General features: G+C 61.0%; 16 protein-coding genes and 1 pseudogene. 9 read left to right on the forward strand and 8 right to left on the reverse strand.

Annotated elements, in window-relative coordinates; all coding sequences use genetic code 11:
- Positions 1–554: 554 nt before the first annotated feature.
- On the reverse strand, positions 555–2,252 hold the full coding sequence (locus ACKJSM_RS10980) for an AMP-binding protein (protein WP_410237424.1): 1,698 nt from the start codon (positions 2,250–2,252) through the stop codon (positions 555–557).
- Between the two features lie 201 nt (positions 2,253–2,453).
- Here ACKJSM_RS10980 and ACKJSM_RS10985 point away from each other — a divergent pair, with 201 nt between their 5' ends.
- Genes ACKJSM_RS10985 through ACKJSM_RS11000 form a run of 4 tightly spaced genes read left to right on the forward strand, consistent with a single transcriptional unit; the run spans position 2,454 to position 8,015 of the window.
- The gene (locus ACKJSM_RS10985; protein WP_039767508.1) at positions 2,454–3,617 is read left to right on the forward strand and encodes an isovaleryl-CoA dehydrogenase; all 1,164 of its coding nucleotides are present in this window, start codon (positions 2,454–2,456) and stop codon (positions 3,615–3,617) included.
- A 12-nt stretch (positions 3,618–3,629) separates the two neighbouring features.
- The gene (locus ACKJSM_RS10990) at positions 3,630–5,237 is read left to right on the forward strand and encodes a carboxyl transferase domain-containing protein (RefSeq protein WP_410237425.1); all 1,608 of its coding nucleotides are present in this window, start codon (positions 3,630–3,632) and stop codon (positions 5,235–5,237) included.
- Positions 5,238–5,250: 13 nt separating this feature from the next.
- Positions 5,251–6,066 (forward strand): gamma-carboxygeranoyl-CoA hydratase, encoded by an 816-nt coding sequence (locus tag ACKJSM_RS10995; RefSeq protein ID WP_410237426.1) that lies wholly within the window; start codon positions 5,251–5,253, stop codon positions 6,064–6,066.
- Positions 6,066–8,015: an acetyl/propionyl/methylcrotonyl-CoA carboxylase subunit alpha gene (locus ACKJSM_RS11000; RefSeq protein WP_410237427.1), complete on the forward strand. Its 1,950-nt coding sequence runs from the start codon at positions 6,066–6,068 to the stop codon at positions 8,013–8,015. Before ACKJSM_RS10995 ends, ACKJSM_RS11000 begins: the two co-directional genes overlap by 1 nt.
- A gap of 39 nt (positions 8,016–8,054) precedes the next feature.
- On the opposite strand, the gene ACKJSM_RS11005 is transcribed toward ACKJSM_RS11000, so the two are convergent.
- Positions 8,055–8,711 (reverse strand): LexA family protein, encoded by a 657-nt coding sequence (locus ACKJSM_RS11005; protein ID WP_410237428.1) that lies wholly within the window; start codon positions 8,709–8,711, stop codon positions 8,055–8,057.
- 129 nt (positions 8,712–8,840) lie between these two features.
- Here ACKJSM_RS11005 and ACKJSM_RS11010 point away from each other — a divergent pair, with 129 nt between their 5' ends.
- The gene (locus ACKJSM_RS11010; RefSeq protein WP_236177515.1) at positions 8,841–9,179 is read left to right on the forward strand and encodes a DUF6124 family protein; all 339 of its coding nucleotides are present in this window, start codon (positions 8,841–8,843) and stop codon (positions 9,177–9,179) included.
- Positions 9,180–9,338: 159 nt separating this feature from the next.
- On the opposite strand, the gene ACKJSM_RS11015 is transcribed toward ACKJSM_RS11010, so the two are convergent.
- Positions 9,339–9,557, reverse strand: coding sequence for a hypothetical protein (locus ACKJSM_RS11015; protein WP_236177514.1), 219 nt, complete (start codon positions 9,555–9,557; stop codon positions 9,339–9,341).
- Between the two features lie 97 nt (positions 9,558–9,654).
- On the opposite strand from ACKJSM_RS11015, the gene ACKJSM_RS11020 reads away from it, so the two are divergent.
- Together ACKJSM_RS11020 and ACKJSM_RS11025 are read left to right on the forward strand one after the other, a co-directional pair.
- Complete coding sequence (locus tag ACKJSM_RS11020) at positions 9,655–10,806, forward strand: M14-type cytosolic carboxypeptidase (protein WP_410237429.1); 1,152 nt, start codon at positions 9,655–9,657, stop codon at positions 10,804–10,806.
- A 146-nt stretch (positions 10,807–10,952) separates the two neighbouring features.
- Positions 10,953–11,700, forward strand: a pseudogene (locus tag ACKJSM_RS11025) (MFS transporter).
- 9 nt (positions 11,701–11,709) lie between these two features.
- On the opposite strand, the gene ACKJSM_RS11030 reads toward ACKJSM_RS11025, so the two are convergent.
- The 5 genes from ACKJSM_RS11030 to ACKJSM_RS11050 all read right to left on the reverse strand — a co-directional run bounded on the left by ACKJSM_RS11030 (position 11,710) and on the right by ACKJSM_RS11050 (position 17,186).
- A complete protein-coding gene (locus ACKJSM_RS11030) occupies positions 11,710–12,255 on the reverse strand; it encodes a cytochrome b (RefSeq protein WP_236177511.1) in 546 nt (181 codons plus the stop codon).
- Positions 12,252–13,346 (reverse strand): catalase family peroxidase, encoded by a 1,095-nt coding sequence (locus ACKJSM_RS11035; RefSeq protein WP_410237430.1) that lies wholly within the window; start codon positions 13,344–13,346, stop codon positions 12,252–12,254. The genes ACKJSM_RS11030 and ACKJSM_RS11035 overlap by 4 nt, the downstream gene beginning before the upstream one ends.
- Before the next feature lie 120 nt (positions 13,347–13,466).
- Complete coding sequence (locus tag ACKJSM_RS11040; protein ID WP_410237431.1) at positions 13,467–14,231, reverse strand: enoyl-CoA hydratase-related protein; 765 nt, start codon at positions 14,229–14,231, stop codon at positions 13,467–13,469.
- Positions 14,232–14,280: 49 nt separating this feature from the next.
- The gene (locus ACKJSM_RS11045; protein WP_410237432.1) at positions 14,281–15,615 is read right to left on the reverse strand and encodes a hypothetical protein; all 1,335 of its coding nucleotides are present in this window, start codon (positions 15,613–15,615) and stop codon (positions 14,281–14,283) included.
- Positions 15,612–17,186, reverse strand: coding sequence for an amino acid adenylation domain-containing protein (locus ACKJSM_RS11050; RefSeq protein WP_410237433.1), 1,575 nt, complete (start codon positions 17,184–17,186; stop codon positions 15,612–15,614). Before ACKJSM_RS11050 ends, ACKJSM_RS11045 begins: the two co-directional genes overlap by 4 nt.
- A 259-nt stretch (positions 17,187–17,445) precedes the next feature.
- Here ACKJSM_RS11050 and ACKJSM_RS11055 point away from each other — a divergent pair, with 259 nt between their 5' ends.
- Together ACKJSM_RS11055 and ACKJSM_RS11060 are read left to right on the forward strand one after the other, a co-directional pair.
- Positions 17,446–17,952: a sigma-70 family RNA polymerase sigma factor gene (locus ACKJSM_RS11055; protein ID WP_410237434.1), complete on the forward strand. Its 507-nt coding sequence runs from the start codon at positions 17,446–17,448 to the stop codon at positions 17,950–17,952.
- Positions 17,949–18,701 (forward strand): anti-sigma factor family protein, encoded by a 753-nt coding sequence (locus ACKJSM_RS11060; RefSeq protein WP_410237435.1) that lies wholly within the window; start codon positions 17,949–17,951, stop codon positions 18,699–18,701. The genes ACKJSM_RS11055 and ACKJSM_RS11060 overlap by 4 nt, the downstream gene beginning before the upstream one ends.
- Positions 18,702–18,705 lie beyond the last annotated feature (4 nt).

The following is an 18,705-nucleotide window of genomic DNA, read 5'->3' on the forward strand; positions in this document are numbered from 1 at the left end:
GCGAGTAACACGGAAACAAATTGTCTGGTTTGAGCTGAAGGAAAAATCCCTCAAAAAACTCAAGTCATTGATTTACAAGGATTTTTAAAAGTTGGCACGGCTTCTGCTATCTCTATGGCATAACAAGAATAAAAAGCAGCAAACCAATAAAAATAAGACGTACCGACTCTGACATAACAAAAACAACACGGCAGAGACGCAGCTAACAGATTTTTTTGGAGAAGGTGTGCTTTTCAGGGTATTCCTCGGAATGACCCGCAACCGGGCAGAGAACAATAAAACTACCCTCAGGTAGCTCCCGAATCGGTTGGATCGCTAGACGAGAAAGCAGATCAGCGCTCAAAAAAATACGTTTGCTCTTGACCCCGGATGGGGGTCGCCAAAAACAGCGGTAAAGGGCCACGGTTGCCAAAAACAACAACAGACCGACCCTCAATAATAAAAAGAGCACGCGACGACAAAATTAAAGGGGAGCTTCGGCTCCCCTTTGTGCTGTCTGCCCTTGCGAAATCCTGCTGGACACTGTGGGAGCCAAGCCCCCACAGGCCTAATCGTCAGCCCTCGTTACTGCGCAACTCCTCGATACTGATCTCGCGCATCCGGAATTTCTGGATCTTGCCCGTTACCGTCATCGGAAATTCCTCCACAAACTTGAAGTACCGCGGCGTCTTGAAGTGGGCGATGCGCTCCTTGCACCACGCTTGCAGCGCTTGTTCGGTGGCGCTGTGGCCGGGATGGAATTTGATCCAGGCGACGATTTCCTCGCCGTAACGCGAGCAGGGAATGCCGATCACCTGCACGTCAGCCACCGCTGGGTGGGTGAAAAAGAACTCTTCCAGTTCACGCGGGTAAATGTTCTCGCCGCCACGGATGATCATGTCCTTGTTGCGGCCGGCGATGCACACATAACCCTCGTCATTCATGCTCGCCAGGTCGCCGGTGTGCATCCAGCCCGCCGCGTCGATGGCTTCGGCGGTGGCATTCGGGTTGTTCCAGTAGCCGAGCATCACGCTGTAGCCACGGGTGCACAGCTCGCCGATGGTGCCACGTGGCACCGGATTGCCGGCCTCGTCGATGATCTTGCTTTCGAGTTGCGGCTGAGTGCGGCCGACGGTGGTGACGCGCAGTTCCAGTTCGTCGGATGGTCCGGTCTGCAGCGACACGGGGCTGGTTTCGGTCATGCCGTAGGCGATCTGCACTTCGCTCATGTGCATTTCGTTGATGACCCGGCGCATCACTTCGATCGGGCAAGTGGCGCCGGCCATGATCCCGGTGCGCAAGGTCGACAGATCGAATTCGGCACGTTGTGGCTGATCGAGCATGGCGATGAACATGGTTGGCACGCCGTACAGCGCGGTGGCCTGCTCTTCGGCGACGGTGCTCAGGGTCAGCAACGGATCGAAGGCATCGCTGGGATAAATCATGGTACTGCCGTGGGTCATGCAGCCGAGGTTACCCATGACCATGCCGAAGCAGTGATACAGCGGCACCGGGATCACCAGGCGATCAGCAGCCGTCAGGCCGAGGCTTTCGCCGACCATGTAACCGTTGTTGAGGATGTTGTAGTGACTGAGGGTCGCGCCCTTGGGGAAACCGGTGGTGCCGGAGGTGTACTGGATGTTGACCGGTTGATCGAAGTGCAGGCTGTCGCTGCGTTCACGCAATTGTACTGGCGAGACACTGGCGGCCAGATCGGCCAGTTGCGACCACGGGAGAAAACCCGAGGGCGGCCGTGGATCGAGGCTGATCAACCCGCGCAGTTCCGGCAGGCGCTCGCTGCGCAGTTCGCCGATGGATTGCTCGGCCAGTTCCGGCAGCAAGCCTTGCAACATGCCGTGGTAGTCGGAGCTCTTGAACGCACCCGCGCAGACCAGCCATTGGCAACCGGATTGCTTGAGCACGTATTCGAGTTCGGAGCTGCGGTAGGCCGGGTTGATGTTGACCAGGATCACGCCGATCTTCGCGGTGGCGAACTGCGTGATGCACCACTGCGCGCAGTTCGGCGCCCAGATGCCGAGCCGGTCGCCGGCCTGCAAACCCAACGCCAGCAGCGCTCTGGCATGCACGTCCACCGCCTCGGCCAGTTGCCGCCAGGTGTAACGCAGCTGCTGATGGCGCACCACCAGCGCCTCGCCGTGCGGGTACTGCGCGACGGTCTCGTCGAACTTCTGCCCGATGGTCATCGCCAGCAAGGCTTTGTCCTGGGAACCGCGGGTATAACTGCGTTGCGGGTTTGCACTGGGTTGATCCATGACGACCCCTATTGTCTTTATTAGTGGGTGTTGGACCGGAGCCATGTCAGCTCCGACCACTCAGAACTGGCTCTACTCTCGCTCAAGTTGACGTTAACGTAAAGGGTGATTGACAGCCATTCGTCACAGGCTTACGTTAACGTAAAGGTGAGAGCCGAACCGCCGCCCTCCCCACCCTACAAAAAAGTCAAAAGGTGACCCATGAGCTACCCATCCCTGAACTTTGCCCTCGGTGAAACCATCGACATGCTGCGCGATCAGGTTCAGTCCTTTGTCGCCAAAGAGATCGCCCCGCGTGCCGCGCAGATCGACAGCGACAACCTGTTCCCGGCCGATCTGTGGCGCAAGTTCGGCGACATGGGCCTGCTCGGCATCACCGTGCCGGAAGAGTACGGCGGCGCTGGCCTGGGTTACCTGGCGCACGTCGTGGCGATGGAAGAAATCAGCCGTGGCTCGGCTTCCGTGGCGTTGTCCTACGGCGCCCACTCCAACCTCTGTGTCAACCAGATCAACCGCAACGGCAACCACGAACAGAAAGCCAAATACCTGCCGAAACTGATCAGCGGCGAACACGTCGGCGCTCTGGCGATGAGCGAACCGAACGCCGGTTCCGACGTGGTCTCGATGAAGCTGCGCGCCGATAAACGCGGCGACCGTTTCGTGCTCAACGGCAGCAAGACCTGGATCACCAACGGCCCCGACGCCAACACCTATGTGATCTACGCCAAGACCGACCTGGAAAAAGGCCCGCACGGCATCACCGCCTTCATCGTCGAACGTGACTGGAAAGGCTTCAGCCGCAGCAACAAGTTCGACAAGCTCGGCATGCGCGGCTCCAACACTTGCGAGCTGTTCTTCGATGACGTCGAAGTCCCGGAGGAGAACATCCTCGGCGTGCTCAATGGCGGCGTGAAAGTGCTGATGAGCGGCCTCGATTACGAACGCGTCGTGCTGTCCGGCGGCCCGACCGGGATCATGCAGTCGTGCATGGACCTGATTGTGCCGTACATCCACGACCGCAAGCAGTTCGGCCAGAGCATCGGCGAATTCCAGCTGATTCAGGGCAAAGTCGCCGACATGTACACCCAGCTCAACGCCAGCCGCGCCTACCTCTACGCCGTGGCCCAGGCCTGCGAGCGCAACGAAACCACGCGCAAGGACGCCGCTGGCGTGATCCTCTACACCGCCGAGCGCGCCACGCAAATGGCCCTCGACGCGATCCAGATTCTCGGCGGCAACGGTTACATCAACGAATTCCCCGCCGGCCGTCTGCTGCGTGACGCCAAGCTGTACGAAATCGGCGCCGGCACCAGTGAGATCCGTCGCATGCTGATCGGTCGCGAACTGTTCAACGAAACCCGCTAAACGGAGCTGTCCATGGCTATCCTGCATACCCAGCTCAACCCCCGTTCAGCGGAGTTCGCCGCCAACAGCGCGGCGATGCGCAAACAGGTCGACGCCCTGCACACCCTGCTCGCCCAAGTGGCCCAGGGCGGCGGCGCGAAAGCTCAGGAACGGCACACCTCGCGCGGCAAACTGCTACCGCGTGAGCGGATCAACCGCCTGCTCGATCCGGGCTCGCCGTTTCTGGAAATCAGCCAGTTGGCCGCCCACGCCGTGTATGGCGAAGACGTGCCGGCCGCCGGCGTGATTGCCGGGATCGGTCGTGTGGAAGACGTCGAATGCATGATCGTCGCCAACGACGCGACGGTGAAAGGTGGCTCGTATTACCCGCTGACCGTAAAGAAACACCTGCGCGCCCAGACCATCGCCCAGCAAAACCGACTGCCGTGCATTTATCTGGTGGACTCGGGTGGCGCCAACCTGCCGCGTCAGGACGAAGTGTTCCCGGACCGCGAGCACTTCGGGCGGATTTTCTTCAACCAGGCCAACATGAGCGCCATGGGCATTGCGCAGATTGCGGTGGTCATGGGTTCCTGCACCGCCGGCGGCGCTTACGTGCCGGCGATGGCTGACGAAGCGATCATGGTGCGCAATCAGGCGACCATCTTCCTCGCCGGCCCGCCGCTGGTGAAAGCCGCAACCGGCGAAGTGGTCAGCGCCGAAGACCTCGGCGGGGCCGATGTGCACTGCAAGACGTCCGGGGTCGCCGACCATTACGCCGAAAGCGATGAACACGCTCTCGCCCTCGCCCGCCGCAGCGTCGCGAATCTCAACTGGCGCAAGCTCGGCGAAGTACAGCAGCGCACGCCGATTGCGCCGCTGTACGCCAGCGACGAGTTGTACGGCGTGGTTTCGGCCGACGCCAAACAGCCGTTCGACGTGCGTGAAGTGATTGCGCGGCTGGTCGACGGTTCGGTGTTCGATGAATTCAAAGCGCTGTTCGGGACGACGCTGGTGTGCGGTTTCGCTCACTTGCACGGCTACCCGATCGCGATCCTTGCCAACAACGGCATCCTGTTCGCCGAAGCCGCGCAAAAAGGCGCGCACTTCATCGAACTGGCCTGCCAGCGCGGCATCCCGCTGCTGTTCCTGCAGAACATCACCGGCTTCATGGTCGGCCAGAAGTACGAGGCTGGCGGCATCGCCAAGCACGGCGCAAAACTGGTGACCGCGGTGGCGTGCGCCAAGGTGCCGAAATTCACCGTGATCATCGGCGGCAGCTTCGGCGCCGGTAACTACGGCATGTGCGGGCGGGCCTACGATCCGCGCTTCCTGTGGATGTGGCCAAACGCGCGGATCGGCGTGATGGGCGCCGAACAGGCGGCCGGCGTGCTGGTTCAGGTCAAGCGCGAGCAGGCCGAACGCAGCGGCCAAGCGTTCAGCGCCGAGCAGGAAAGCGAGATCAAGCAACCGATTCTCGACCAGTACGAAGAGCAGGGTCACCCCTACTACTCCAGCGCACGGCTGTGGGACGACGGCGTCATCGACCCGGCGCAAACCCGCGATGTGCTGGCCCTGGCCTTGTCCGCGTCGTTGAACGCGCCTATCGAACCGAGCCGCTTCGGCGTGTTCCGGATGTGATCGGGAGAACCTCATGAGCGACTTCAACACCCTCGAATTGCAGAGCGATCCACGGGGTTTCGCGACCCTGTGGCTGAGCCGCGAAGAAAAGAACAACGCGTTCAACGCCGAGATGATCCGCGAACTGATCCTGGCGCTGGACAAGGTCGCCAGCGACGCCAGCCTGCGCTTTCTGCTGGTACGCGGACGTGGCAAGCATTTCAGCGCCGGCGCGGATCTGGCCTGGATGCAGCAATCGGCCGAACTCGATTACCACACCAACCTCGACGACGCCCGGGAACTGGCGGAGCTGATGTACAACCTCGCCAAACTGAAAATCCCGACCGTGGCCGTGGTGCAAGGCGCGGCGTTCGGCGGCGCGCTGGGCCTGATCAGTTGCTGCGACATGGCGATTGGCGCCGATGACGCGCAGTTCTGCCTGTCGGAGGTGCGCATTGGCTTGGCGCCGGCGGTGATCAGCCCGTTCGTCGTGCAAGCCATCGGCGAGCGCGCGGCGCGGCGTTATGCGCTGACGGCCGAGCGTTTTGGCGGGCAACGGGCGCGGGAAATCGGCTTGTTGGCGGAAAGCTACCCGGCGACCGAACTTGAGCAGAAAGTCGAACAATGGATCGACAATCTGTTGCTCAACAGCCCCGCCGCCATGCGCGCCAGCAAGGACCTGTTGCGTGAAGTCGGCAACGGCGCGCTGACCCCGGCCCTGCGTCGCTACACCGAAAACGCCATCGCCCGTATCCGCGTCAGCCCGGAAGGCCAGGAAGGCTTACGGGCCTTTCTGCAGAAGCGTCCGCCGAACTGGCTAGCCGCAACCACCACCAAGGAGCCGCGTTGATGAGCGCACCTGTTCTCACCACCCTGCTGGTGGCCAACCGTGGCGAAATCGCGTGCCGGGTCATGCGCACCGCCAAGGCCCTGGGCCTCACCACCGTCGCCGTGCACAGCGCCACCGACCGCGAAGCGCGGCACAGCCGTGAAGCGGATATCCGCGTGGATCTGGGCGGCAGCAAAGCGGCCGACAGTTACCTGCAAATCGACAAACTGATCGCAGCGGCCAAGACCAGCGGCGCTCAGGCGATTCATCCGGGGTATGGCTTTCTGTCGGAAAATGCCGGTTTTGCCCGCGCGATCGAAGCGGCCGGCCTGATTTTTCTCGGCCCACCCGCCTCGGCCATCGACGCGATGGGCAGCAAGTCCGCCGCCAAAGCGCTGATGGAAACCGCTGGCGTGCCGCTGGTGCCGGGTTATCACGGCGAAGCTCAGGATCTGGACACCTTCCGCGATGCTTGCGAGCGTATCGGCTATCCGGTGCTGCTCAAGGCCACCGCTGGCGGTGGTGGCAAGGGCATGAAGGTCGTTGAAGACGTCAGCCAGTTGGCTGAAGCGTTGGCCTCGGCCCAGCGTGAAGCGCAGTCGTCGTTCGGCGACTCGCGGATGCTGGTGGAGAAATACCTGCTCAAGCCGCGCCATGTGGAAATCCAGGTGTTTGCCGATCAGCATGGCAATTGCCTGTACCTGAACGAGCGCGACTGCTCGATCCAGCGTCGGCACCAGAAGGTCGTCGAAGAGGCGCCGGCACCGGGTCTGAGCCCGGAGCTGCGTCGCGCGATGGGCGAAGCGGCTGTGCGTTCGGCGCAGGCCATCGGTTACGTCGGTGCCGGCACGGTGGAGTTTCTGCTGGATGCTCGCGGCGAGTTCTTCTTCATGGAAATGAACACGCGGCTGCAGGTCGAACACCCGGTCACCGAAGCCATCACCGGGCTCGATCTGGTGGCCTGGCAGATTCGCGTCGCTCGCGGCGAAGCGCTGCCGATCACCCAGGATCAGGTGCCGCTCAACGGGCATGCGATTGAGGTTCGGTTGTATGCGGAAGATCCGTCGAATGATTTCCTGCCGGCGACCGGGCGCCTGGATCTGTACCGCGAATCCGCCGCAGGCCCGGGGCGCCGAGTGGACAGCGGCGTTGAGGAAGGCGACGAGATTTCGCCGTTCTACGATCCGATGCTCGGCAAGCTGATTGCGTGGGGCGAGGATCGTGAACAGGCGCGTTTGCGGCTGTTGAGCATGCTCGATGAATTTGCGATTGGCGGGCTGAAGACCAACATCAACTTCCTGCGGCGGATCATCGGTCATCCGGCGTTTGCGGCGGCCGAGCTGGATACCGGGTTCATTCCGCGCTATCAGGAGCAACTGTTGCCAGCGCCCGCTGCGCTGAGCGATGAGTTCTGGCAGGCGGCGGCGCAGGCTGTTGCGCAGAGTCTGCCGGGGATGGCTCGGGCGGATGATCCGGCTTCGCCTTGGGCGCTTCACAGCGGTTTGCGCGCGGGTCTGCCAAGTGAAGTCACTCTGCATTTGAGTTGCGAGGGGCAGGATCAGGCCTTGACCCTCGGTGCTGGCGGCAATGCAAAACTGATCGGCGAGCAACTGGTGGTCGAGCACGACGGGCTGCGTCGACAGCGGCGGGCGATTCGTCGTGGAGAGGTTGTGTATCTTCAATGGGACGGCGAACTGCGACGCGTTGAAACGTACGACCCGATCAGCGCAGTCGAAGCCAGTCACAGCCATCAGGGCGGTCTGACAGCGCCGATGAACGGCAGCATCGTGCGGGTGCTGGTGGAGGCCGGGCAATCGGTTGAGGCCGGTGCGCAATTGGTGGTGCTCGAGGCGATGAAGATGGAGCACAGCATCCGCGCGCCCCATGCTGGCGTGATCAAGGCGCTGTATTGCCAGGAAGGCGAAATGGTCAGTGAAGGCAGCGCTCTGGTCGAGCTGGAAGAGGTTTGAAAGGAGGATCGATCCTACGACTGGCGAGGATCGATCTGACTAGTATTTGGCGGTTGCCTGAACCACAACACCGATGATTCGGCACTCGTCGGTGAACAAGGCTTTCGGCCAGGTCGGATTGAGCGGCACCAGGTAACGCTGGCCGCCCTCTTCGATCAGCTTGCGGAAAATCGCCTCGTCGCTGTCCGACCACTGGGCAATCACCAGTTTGCCGGGCTCGGCCTCCAGTGCCGGATCCACCAGGATCATCATCCCCTCGCCGATGCTCTGCCCGGTGGGCGCGGTCATCGCGTTGCCCCTCACCGTGAGCCAGAACGCCGGGCCACGGGCGTGGTAATCCGTCAGTTCGAAACGTCGCTTGTCCTTGGCACTCGAATACGCTGGCTGGCTTTCGCGGGCCTCGATCGGCGCATTCCACTCGCTGACCGGATAGCGAAAGTAAGGGTTGTACTTCTGCGCCAGGGGCATTTCGTCATCCGCATCGACCTGCGGCTCGCGAATCACCACCGCGACTTCGAGATACTCCATGCCCAGCGCTTTGAGCACGCGGTTCATCTGCGTGATGCCGGGCTCGCGGCGCTTGTTCAGCCAATGGCCGATACCGCCCTGAGACATGCCGACGCGCTCGCCGAGTTCGACTTGAGTGACGTTGAGTTCACTCATTTTGGCCTTGACCAACTCAATCCATTTATCCATGTGCGGCACCATACGTGGACGCCTGCGGCCGGCAAAACACATATTGTAGTATTTAAATTCTGGTCACAAATACTGATAGTACTATTCTTGGGTCACGGATTTGAATCGACCAAGGAGTGACCTTTCACCATGAATATCACCAGCAAAGACATGCCCGACCTGCAAATGGACACCACCTTCACGTCCCCGCAAGGGTGCGCCGCTGCACAACGGGCGTTGGACTATTACTTGAAACCAGCTGTGTCAGAACCGGATGTAGAGGAACGCTTCTTCGGCGTGAACAGCAACCTGAGTGGCGAAGAATCCCTGGTCCACGCCTCAGACCTGCTGCGATGTGCAGCAGCCACGGCATTCAAGGCGGCGGACAGCTTGCAGGGCGTCAATCGAGATCTGGCATTTTCGGTCGTGCACATGGTGGACATGGCGCGGGCGATGGTTGATCACTCGCTCGATGGCGCAGTTCGCTGAAGACAGGCGTACGGACGGGATAGAATTTTCCAATCGCGCAGATAAAAACATTTGACTTGCAAATGATAATGATTACTATTGCAAGCAACTGATCGCGAGATCAGTCGATGGACCAGAGACCTTAGGTCGGTCTTCTGGACTATCTCCTCATCAGGCTAATCACGGTTTTTGACCCGGCTTTTTGCCGGGTCTTTTTTTTGCCAGTTTTCTGGCTTGTAGCTTCAGGCTAATGAAGTCTTTGGGTGCTGCAAATTCGATGGCGCGGATAATATCAAAAGAATATTGCTTGGCAAGCGAACCCCGGCCACATTGGGGCGAAGTAATGCCAATTAGCACTTGAGAATCAATCGCACAGCTACTAAGCTGCATCCGCGTCACGGAAGACGCCCCCCGCCACAACCCGCAATTTCCCTCGGTTTCACCCCTGTCTTGCGTGTAAAGTAGCCGCCATAAAAATCATATTCAGGAACCGATTATGACCGTGGCCAAATCTTCGTTCGACATCAGCGCCAACTTCGACAGCGGCAACATCCAAGTCATCGACATCAGCAATCCACTCAACCCGGTGCTGGCAATTCGGCCAGATACCCGCAGCGCCCATTTCCAGTGGTTCCACTTCAAGGCCAGCGGTCTGCACGTCCATCAGGAACACTGGTTTCGCCTGGTCAATGCCAGCCAGTCCTCCTATAACAAAGCCTGGACCGGCTATCAGGCGGTCGCTTCCTACGACCACGTCAACTGGTTCCGCATTCCGACCCAATTCGAAGGCGACAGCCTGCGCTTCTGCCTCGAGGCCGAGCAGACCCACGCCTGGTTCGCCTACTTCGAACCTTACAGCCGCGGCCGTCATGACTGGCTGATCGAGCAAGCGCTGACCAAGGCCGGAACCGAACTGCTGGCCACCGGCAAAAGCGTCGAAGGCCGCGACATCCAGCTCCTGCGCAAAGGCACCGGCGCCGAAGGTCGACGCAAGATCTGGATCATCGCCCAGCAGCATCCGGGCGAACACATGGCCGAATGGTTCATGGAAGGCGTGATCGAACGCCTGGAACATCATGACGATCCAGTGCTGAACAAACTGCTGGCCGGCGCCGATCTGTACCTGGTGCCGAACATGAACCCGGACGGCGCCTTCCACGGTCACCTGCGCACCAATGCCATGGGCCAGGACCTGAACCGCGCCTGGCAGAACGCCAGTCAGGAAGTCAGTCCGGAAGTTCTTTTCGTACAACAGCAAATGGAAAAGTACGGCGTCGATCTGTTCCTCGACGTACACGGCGACGAAGAAATCCCCCACGTATTCACCGCTGGCTGCGAAGGCAACCCCGGTTACACCCCGCGGATCGAAAAACTCGAAGAGCACTTCCGCAGCCATCTGAAGCACACCACCAAGGACTTCCAGACCCAATACGGCTACACCCGTGACGAACCGGGCCAGGCCAACATGACCCTGGCCTGCAACAGCGTCGGACAGAAATTCGACTGCCTGTCACTGACCCTGGAAATGCCGTTCAAGGATCACGACGACGCGCCGAACCCGCTCACCGGCTGGTCGGGCAAACGCTCGAAGCAACTGGGCAAGGACGTGCTGACCACCATCGCGGACATGGTCGACACCCTGCGCTGATCGCCCCTGATATGCGCTTCACGAAAGATCGCAGCCTGTCTGCGATCTTTTTTTTGCGCCGACGTTTATTCAATCAGGTTGCAAATCAAAACCGGATTATCTACCGTCATTCAAGTTTCAACTTGAAACCTGAAAGGAACCGGGACATGAAAAATGCAACGCTCGATAAAGGTGTCGTGCTGCTTTCCGCCATCGCCTGCGGCCTCGCGGTGGGCAACGTGTATTACGCCCAGCCGCTGCTGGATGCGATGGCCGAAGCCTTCGAGATGTCGCCGGGCAGTATCGGCATCGTCATGACCTTGACCCAGGTCGGCTACGGCATCGGTCTGTTATTGCTGGTGCCCCTTGGCGACCTGCTCAACCGCCGACGGCTGATCGTCATGCAAACGCTGTTGTCCGCCGCTGTCGCTTTCCCACAGTGAGATCGGATTGTTCGGACTCGCCGGCGCGGCAGGCGCACTGGCCGCTGCCAGAGCCGGACACCTCGCGGATCGAGGATTGGGGCAATGGGTCAGCGGTCTGTCGCTGCTGCTGATGCTGATGCTCGTTTCGTGGCTGCCGATCGCACTGACCCAGTCTTCGTTGTGGGCGTTGCTGCTTGGCGTCATCACCCTGGATCTGGGCTTGCAGGCCGTGCACGTCACCAGTCAGAGCATGATCTACAGCGTTCGCCCGCAGGCGCAAAGCCGACTGACTGCCGGCTACATGCTGTTTTATTCAATCGGCAGCGCGCTGGGTGCGATCGCCTCGACGGTCATGTACGCCTGGGCAGGATGGCCGGGTGTCTGCTGGCTGGGTGCCGGAATCAACATCGTCGCGTTGCTGTACTGGTGGCGAACGCTGGCACCGCAACAGCGTGGCGAGCAGACCTGCGCGCTCGCCACGTCGGATTAACGTCCACGGTCAGTTGCGATTGCGTCCCCGCAACATGCTGTCGAGCACCTCGTCACGACGCACCCAGCCATGGAACAACGCCGCCGCCAGGTGCAGCAGCACGGTCAGGAACAACAAATACGCCAGATACCCGTGAGCCTTGCGCAGCAACGCAAACACCTGCGCATCCGCCGGCACGATCGACGGCAATTGCAGGGATGTGCCGAGCATCACCGGATCCCCTGCCGCGCTGATCATCGCCCAGCCCAGCAGCGGCAACACCAGCATCAGCGCATACAGCAACAGATGAGAGGCCTTGGCCGCCATCACCTGCCAGCCCGGCAGATCCGCCGGCAGCGGTGGTTGACGGGTGCCCAGTCGCACCACAATGCGCACGATCACCAGCAGCAGAATCGCGATACCCAACGGTTTGTGCAGATTGATCAACCATTCATGCCGCGCCGACACGGAGGTCACCATGCCGGCACCGATGAACAACATCGCGATGATCATCAGCGCCATCAACCAGTGCAGCAAGCGCGCCAGCGGGTTGAAATGAGTCGGTTGCGTGCTCATGGGCGAGCCTCCTTTTTGCCGGTGGGCAGTTGGCTGACTTCGCTGGTGCGACGCAGGTAGGAATCGGCGTAACCGGCCGAGCGCGCGGCCAGCAGCGGGTCGTCGGAACCCTGGATGCCGGCGGGCAGCACCAGCGGGTCGTAGTTGATATCACGGCATTCGCCGCTGAGCTGCGGCTGGGTCTTTTCCAGCACCAGAGTGCCCGCGTTCAACACCTTGCGGTCGGCGGGCCAGGCCTTGCTCGCATCGTTCACCGGATCGTCCGCGTTGGCCAAGGTGATGTTCAACTGAAAGCGCAGCGGCCCTTCAGCCAGACGTTGCACCAGGTCTTTCTCAAGAAAATCGCTGCCTTCAGGCGCAGTCGCACCGGCAGCGTCCTGGGCCAGAGGTGTCATGCCCCAACGCACCGCTTGCTTCTTGCCGCTGGCATCCACCAGATAGAACGCATTGACGCTGTTGTAGGTTTCGGTCGCGTAACTGGCCGAGGGCTTGGCCGTTTTTATCCAGGTCAGAAACGGCACGGCTTCCGGGTGTGCGGCAAAAAATGCCGGCACCTTGGTCGGATCCGGCTTGCCTGTCGCCGGATCCGGCGATTGCGCCTGCTGCAACTGATAGAACGCCTCGGGCGTGCCGACCGGGAACACCGGCATGCTGTTCATCCCGGTGCGCCACTGCTGACCGTTGGCCTGAGTGAAACGCAGCGCCAGACTGCGGATCGGTACGGCGCTGTCTGGCGCATACGGGCTGCCGGCCGGCAGCGCAAAGCGCCCGACCACCGGCGTGCGCGGCTCGTTGAACACTTGCGCGACGGAATACGGGCGAGCCTCGCCGCTGCTCTCGAAATACCCAATCACGCAAACGCCTTTGGCGTGATTGCGGCGAAAGCCGGGATGCACGCCGTTGTTCTTTTCCAGCACGTCGACCAACGCTTTCGGCGTCAGGCGTTGTGGGTCAAATGAACCATGTACGTAGGCAAAAGCCCCGGCCAGGGCGGCGACCACTACGGCGATTCCGCCAAGTCGCAATACCAGGCTCGGGGCACTCAGTGACGGGTGTTGAGGCCCGCCGGGCGGTGAGCTGCGATCAACCATGAAAGACTCCAGGGCCATCGGCCATAGGGAAAGGTGCTATGAGACGCACGTCTCGTAGGATTATTCCCTCTGAACTGTAGTTTCTTTCATGCAGTGGCGTCGGAGTCCAATCGCGGCGGGCTAAATCTGATCGAAACGCGGCTCGCGCTTCTCCAGAAACGCCTGCATGCCCTCTTTCTGCCCGGGTGTCGCGAACAGGCCGTGAAACGAGCGTCGTTCAAACAGAATGCCTTCACGCAATCCCGACTCGGACGCTCGGTCAACAGCCTCCCGGGCGGCCCGTGTCGCCGTGCGGGGAAAACCGCCGATGCGCTGCGCAATGTCCATGGCCTGCGTCAGCACTTGATCGGCTTCTGTCACCCTCGACACCAACCCCGCCTGCTCCGCTTCCCGGGCGGACATCGTGCGACCGGTCAGTATCATGTCCATGGCTTTGGCACGGCCAATCAATCGGGTCAGGCGTTGCGTACCACCCATGCCCGGCATCACCCCCAACGTGATTTCCGGCAGTGCGAATTTCGCAGATTCGGCCGCCACGATCACGTCGCACATCATTGCCAATTCGCATCCTCCACCGAGCGCGAATCCCGCCACTGCGGCGACTTTTGGCGTGCGCAGAGCGGCAAACGCATCCCATCCGGCGAAATGATCTTCCTCGATCATTTCCCGACAGGATTTTTCGTACATCTCCTTGATATCGGCTCCGGCAGCAAAATAATCCTGGGTACCGGTGATGAGGAAACATCCGATACCCGGTTCACTGTCCAGCGGTTGCAAGGTCCCCAGCAGTTCGCGCATCAGTGATGAGTCGAGCGCATTCCGTGCCTGCGGGCGGTTGAGGCGGATCAGTACCACGGGGCCGTGCCGTTCAATCAATAGGTTCATTCGCAATCTCTTTGAAAAATGAAGTGAGTGGAAAAACACCGACGCGCTGTCAGGAATCCCAGATCGCGCCGTAGGCCGGAATACCTCGGGATTCCATTTCCTCGACCACGCGTTCGGTCAACTTCTGGTTGGAAATACAGATCACCGCCTCCGCACCGTGGGCACGAACGGCGGCATACGCCAGCGCCACCAGATCCGGTTTGCCCAACCGGTCGGTGTCCCAGATATGGGCATCGGGTTGTGCCTGCAGGATTTCCTCCACCAGCGCATCACCATAGGTCGCGCGCGGGCTGCGGGTAGACCAGATCAGGTGGATCGGCACTTGCCGCGCCAACAGATGCGGCAGCACAGGGCCAATGCCACTGCCGGTGGCGACATACACCACTGACTTGAACAGGGTTTCGATATGGGCGACGCCTGCCGTGGTGATGCCCTTGACCCAGACATGGGTCGGCGGCTGCTCGATCAACTGCCCGGTCCAGTCGCCGGCCCGGGAAATGATCAGGCGAAAACCCTGTTCGTCAGGTGCAGGAATGTTGGCAAACGAGTGCCATTCCCACAGCGGATGGCGACTGATGGCGGTGGAAGATCCGGCGAACGGCGTGAGGTGATTGAACCGGGCAATCACTGCATGCGATGACGGTTTGACCAGCGTCACTGGCACCTTGCGCAGACGCAACCAAGGCAAGGCAATGCTGAGTGTCAGGATCGGCAGCATCCAGAACGAAACGGATGTCAACAGGACCTGCGCCAGGTCTGCCGAAGGATTACTGTCCCGCGCAAACACCAGCGTCATGACCCAGAACAGCAGCAGCGCCGCCCAACCGGCGAACCGGTGGGTGCGCTCGAAAGCGTTGTGAAACCGTGAACGAATTCCCGGCAACGCCATGATCGCCATCAGCAGCAACAATCCCAGCAGCCCGGCGCTGATGGTCAGCAACGTCAGCGAAACCCCATCCACCCCTTGGGTCCTTTGCCAGATCATCGAGCCGAGCAGTGCCACGAACCAGGCAATCGCAGCCATCGCCCCGCCACTGTGCAGCCCACCGAAATGGTAGACCTTGGCCAGCGAACGACGAATCGCCAACGGCCAGCTCGTCGGGGCCCGGGTCGCCAGCCAGAACAACAGATTGATCACATATTGCTGACGAATCAGGATCGCCATCGACAGGTTCGCCAACACCAGCTGCGACAATGCCTCCAACGCAATCCCCGAGGCCGGCCACCACTGACCGACGGTCACTCCGTACACCAGCGCCCCGACGTTAGCCAGCAGCACCAGCGCTACCAGGCGGTTGTAGTGCGAAAACAAGGGCATCGTTCCCAGACGCCGCCAAAGCGGCCTTCGAGGTGGCAGGGCAAAAGCGTCATCGACCTGAGTCATTGCCCTGCCTCCTCAGTGGTGGCAACGAGCTGTGCCTGATACGCCTGAGCCCGCTCAAGCAGCAAGCGTTTATCGACCTTGCCCCTTGAGGTCAGCGGGATGTCGTCCACCGGCAGAATCATCGAAGGCACGCAGTAATAGGCCAGACGCTCCTCGCAACGGCGTCGCGCCTCGTCGGTATCCGTTGAAGCGGGATAGACGAACGCCACCAGATGACGGTTATCGAACTTCAAGGTCACCGCGCGCTCGCAGCCCGGTGCAGACTCCAGCGCCGCCGATACCGAGTCCAGTTCAACGCGAAAGCCCCGAACCTTCACCTGATCGTCCACTCGGCCCAAGTGTTCCAGTTCGCCGTCAGTGGTCCAGCGTCCCAGATCACGGGTACGAAACATCATGCGTCCCTGCCCCAGAAACGGATCGAGCCGATAACGTTCGGCAGTCAGCGCTGGATTGCCCAGATACCCGGCCGTCACACAATCGCCGCCGGCCCACATTTCGCCCTGTTCACCCGGCGCGCACAGTTGGCCCGATTCATCCAGCACGTACACGGTGTTGTTGGGCGTTGGCTTGCCGATCGTCAACGGGCCCACGCCTCGGTAGTGCTGCATGGTATTGACGATGGTGGTTTCTGTAGGGCCGCAAGCACTGTAGAAATCGCAAAAGGACGCCCAGCGATCGGCCAGGGGCTGCGGGCACGGTTCGCCGGCCAGCGCCACCACTTTCACTTGGCTGCAGCGCGCCGGATCCAGCGTGGCGAGAATCGATGGCGTCGCGATCAGCACGTCACACTGCTCGGCGGTTTCGGCAATGTCCTTGCCCCGGATCAGCAGCGTCGCGCCATGGGCCAGACAGCCGAGGATTTCCCAGGCAGCCATGTCAAAGGCGATATTGAGGATCTGCCCGACGTTCATGCCCGGCCCCATGCCGAGATTGCCGGGGCCGGTCAGCAGAATGTTGCAGACATTGCGTTGGGTCACCCTGACACCATTGGGCTGACCGGTCGTACCGGACGTAAACAACACAAAACACAAGGCATCCGGTGACGAAATATCCTTTCCCACATTGACGTCATCGACAGCCGAGCCCGGCGAGTCGATGAACGTATCCAGATGAATGCAATGCTGCCCGGCCGTCAGGGGAATCGCATGGGCCAGCGTTGAAAGCGTCAACACCACCTGCGTCGAAGCAACCGACATGATGTGGCTCAACTGCGGGGTCGGGGTAATGCCGACATGCTGTGGAATATAAGCGGCCCCCACCTTCAAGGTCGCAAGCATGCCCACCAGCATCGGGATCGAGCGTTCGACGAAAAGTGCCACGTGATCGCCCGGTGCTACGCCATGGCTCGACAACAATCTGGCCAACCGGTTGGCCTGGCGATTCAACTCGCCGTACGTCAGGCTCCGTCCCTGAAAGCGTGCGGCCACCTGCTGCGGGTGTGTCGCTGCCCGCGCCTCGATCGCACGGTGGATCAACGAGAACTCAGGCTCGGCCACCGGGCCGCAGCCGAATGTCCGCCAGGCCTCAGGGCCGGCACTCGGTGCGGGGGGATTCATTACGATTGCGTGCATTTAAAACATCCCTTTTTTGCTCAAGTCATCGTTTCAGCCGCTTCGGCCACCGATTGCCTGCTGGCGACATCGGTGGCTGCCTGCGCTTGTCGGACAGGTTGAGCCGGGGGATTTGAATCCATTACACGCACTACAGAACGCGGCGAACTTTCCTACGTCGCTAGTAATGAAATCTTTCAGCTTCTGGAATGGAATAAGCTGTGTCGAGAGGCGTCTTTCCTACCACTACCGCGCTTGTGGCCCAGAGCATGTCCCTGTCATGAATACACTCGACGAGCAATTACGCGATCTGATCCCCAGATTGCGCCGCTTCGCACTGTCGTTGACACGCAACAGCAGCAGCGCCGACGACCTGGTACAGGCCAGCCTCGAGCGGGCGCTGTCGGGGTGGGGCGATAAACGCGCCGATGGCGATCTGCGCGCCTGGCTGTTTTCGATCCTGTACCGGCAGTTTCTCGATGCGCATCGGCGTTCGCGGCGCTATGCGCGGATGCTCGAATTCTTCACCGGCCGCGATGACGCCGAGCCTTCGGTGGAACGCACCGTCATTGCCCAATCGACCTTGAAGGCCTTCGACCGACTGCCCACCGAACAGCGCGCGCTGCTGCTGATGGTGTCGGTGGAAGGCCTGACCTATAAGGAGGTCGCCGAGATTCTTGGCGTCCCCTCCGGCACCGTGATGTCGCGCCTGTCCCGTGCTCGCCAGGCCCTGCGCCAGCTCAGCGACGGGGAAATCAGCAGCCCTTCCTTGCGGATACTCAAATGATCAGTCTGCCCCCCAACGAACGTGACCTGCACGCCTACGTCGACCATCAGCTCAGCGAGGCCGACCGGCATGTGCTGGAAACCTGGCTCGCCAGTCACCCGGACGAAGCGGCGCAGGTTCGCGCCTGGCAACAGGACGCCCAGCACCTGCGCGCCGCCCTCGGCGGTGCCTTGCAGCAACCGGCCAATCCGGACCTCGATCCGGCGCTGATTCGCCAGCGACTCAAGCGCCAGTCGCGTCGCCAGTGGGCCAGCGCGGCAGTGCTGTTGATTGCCGTCAGCCTCGGCGGTGTCGGTGGCTGGAAAGCCCGGGACATGACCGTGTTTCATCCTCCGGCACCGATGACGGATGCTTTGCAAGCGTACCGTTTGATTGCTCAGCAAGGGCTTCTGCCGGCGGACTACAAGGTCGAGGGCGACGGCAATATCCAGCGCTGGCTCGATCGTTATTTCACTCAGGCCAATCGCCTGCCGGATCTGACGGCGGCCGGGTTTGCACCGGTCAGCGGCCGTCTGCTGAGCACCGATGAAGGCCCGGCGGCGATGGTGATGTATGAAGACCAGAGCGGGCACAAGGTCAGTTTCTACGTGCGTCCGCCGGGACCGAAAAATACCTTTCTGCCCCGGGGCAGCCGCCAGGACGGGGATCTGCAGGCCGAGTACTGGTCCGGCAAGGGTTACAACTACGCGATGGTCAGCCCGACCGATACCCCGGCGGCGAAAATGCTCAAGCAATCTCTGAGCTTCTAGCCGG

Source organism: Pseudomonas sp. PHC1 (assembly GCF_046487845.1).
Lineage (GTDB): Bacteria > Pseudomonadota > Gammaproteobacteria > Pseudomonadales > Pseudomonadaceae > Aquipseudomonas > Aquipseudomonas sputi.

What these genes read in the sequence shown, in the direction of transcription:
- ACKJSM_RS11005 (WP_410237428.1), bottom strand. Translation starts at nt 8,711, where the DNA reads ATGGATAAATGGATTGAGTTGGTCAAGGCCAAAATGAGTGAACTCAAC.
- ACKJSM_RS10995 (WP_410237426.1), top strand. Translation starts at nt 5,251, where the DNA reads ATGAGCGACTTCAACACCCTCGAATTGCAGAGCGATCCACGGGGTTTC.
- ACKJSM_RS10990 (WP_410237425.1), top strand. Translation starts at nt 3,630, where the DNA reads ATGGCTATCCTGCATACCCAGCTCAACCCCCGTTCAGCGGAGTTCGCC.
- ACKJSM_RS11040 (WP_410237431.1), bottom strand. Translation starts at nt 14,231, where the DNA reads ATGAACCTATTGATTGAACGGCACGGCCCCGTGGTACTGATCCGCCTC.
- ACKJSM_RS11050 (WP_410237433.1), bottom strand. Translation starts at nt 17,186, where the DNA reads ATGCACGCAATCGTAATGAATCCCCCCGCACCGAGTGCCGGCCCTGAG.
- ACKJSM_RS11020 (WP_410237429.1), top strand. Translation starts at nt 9,655, where the DNA reads ATGACCGTGGCCAAATCTTCGTTCGACATCAGCGCCAACTTCGACAGC.
- ACKJSM_RS10985 (WP_039767508.1), top strand. Translation starts at nt 2,454, where the DNA reads ATGAGCTACCCATCCCTGAACTTTGCCCTCGGTGAAACCATCGACATG.
- ACKJSM_RS11030 (WP_236177511.1), bottom strand. Translation starts at nt 12,255, where the DNA reads ATGAGCACGCAACCGACTCATTTCAACCCGCTGGCGCGCTTGCTGCAC.
- ACKJSM_RS11055 (WP_410237434.1), top strand. Translation starts at nt 17,446, where the DNA reads ATGAATACACTCGACGAGCAATTACGCGATCTGATCCCCAGATTGCGC.
- ACKJSM_RS11045 (WP_410237432.1), bottom strand. Translation starts at nt 15,615, where the DNA reads ATGACTCAGGTCGATGACGCTTTTGCCCTGCCACCTCGAAGGCCGCTT.
- ACKJSM_RS11035 (WP_410237430.1), bottom strand. Translation starts at nt 13,346, where the DNA reads ATGGTTGATCGCAGCTCACCGCCCGGCGGGCCTCAACACCCGTCACTG.
- ACKJSM_RS11010 (WP_236177515.1), top strand. Translation starts at nt 8,841, where the DNA reads ATGAATATCACCAGCAAAGACATGCCCGACCTGCAAATGGACACCACC.
- ACKJSM_RS11060 (WP_410237435.1), top strand. Translation starts at nt 17,949, where the DNA reads ATGATCAGTCTGCCCCCCAACGAACGTGACCTGCACGCCTACGTCGAC.
- ACKJSM_RS10980 (WP_410237424.1), bottom strand. Translation starts at nt 2,252, where the DNA reads ATGGATCAACCCAGTGCAAACCCGCAACGCAGTTATACCCGCGGTTCC.
- ACKJSM_RS11000 (WP_410237427.1), top strand. Translation starts at nt 6,066, where the DNA reads ATGAGCGCACCTGTTCTCACCACCCTGCTGGTGGCCAACCGTGGCGAA.